General features: G+C 44.6%; 1 protein-coding gene. It reads right to left on the reverse strand.

Features of this window, described 5'->3' with window-relative positions:
- On the reverse strand, positions 1-910 hold a 910-nt coding region (locus QVP40_RS06035), incomplete at both ends, for a 3'-5' exonuclease (protein WP_288200350.1).

Here is a 910-nt window from a genome sequence, read left to right on the forward strand (position 1 = left end):
ACCCGGTCAAATTCCAGCCCCTTTACTCCGTGCATGGTGGAGATCAGAACTCCTTCTGTCTCTTTTTCCTGCTTCTTTGCCTGTTCATTCAGTCTCTTCGTATAATCTTCTATGTAAGTCTCCCATTCTTCCAGACTGTTTATTCCTTTTGCTCTTTCCAGAAGGCGGTCCAGGATCTCACTTAATTCCTCTGGTTTTATTTTACGATAACGTGCATATTCATGCAAGTATTCTTCATATCCCATACCTTTTCTGATAAAATTTATAGCCGCATAAGGGGGCAGCCCCTTCAGAATCCTGAGATGGGTTTCCAGGGTGGTGATCCTGTCGCACATCCAGTCCTTATTCTTATAAAATTCCTTCAGCTGCTCAAAAGACAGTTCATTTGAAATCGCCAGAGCCTCCCGTGAAAGATAACGGTTGGGACGGTTCATGATCTCCAGAAAATTTTTCCTGCAGTTCTGCCCGGCTGCCAGTCTCATATATGCCATCATATTTCTGCATATCCAGTGATGAAAAAGATTGGGCAGAGTTTCTTTCATGGAAAAAGGTACCTGACGCTCCATCAGAGCTCCCACAAGGCCTTCTGCCTCCTGATTTGTCCGGAGAAGTATTGCCGTATCCTTCAGATCATCGCCTGCATCCAGTCTCCTGCGCAGCTCACCGGTAATCTCCATATATTCTTCTCTGGGATTGGGAAATTCCAGAATACTTACCGGTTCACCCTCCGGATTGGGAGTGGACAGCTCTTTTTTAAAACGTGTTTTATTTTCTCCGATCACATTCATGGCTGATCCAAGGATTCTTTTTGTACACCGGTAGTTTACATTTAAGACCACCGTTTCTGCTTCCGGATAATCCTTTGTAAAATTCAGCATGATCTCCGGTCTTGCTCCCCGGAAGTGATAAA

The sequence above is a fragment of the Blautia sp. CAG:257 genome, from assembly GCF_000433815.1.
In the GTDB taxonomy this organism is placed as follows: domain Bacteria; phylum Bacillota; class Clostridia; order Lachnospirales; family Lachnospiraceae; genus Blautia_A; species Blautia_A caecimuris.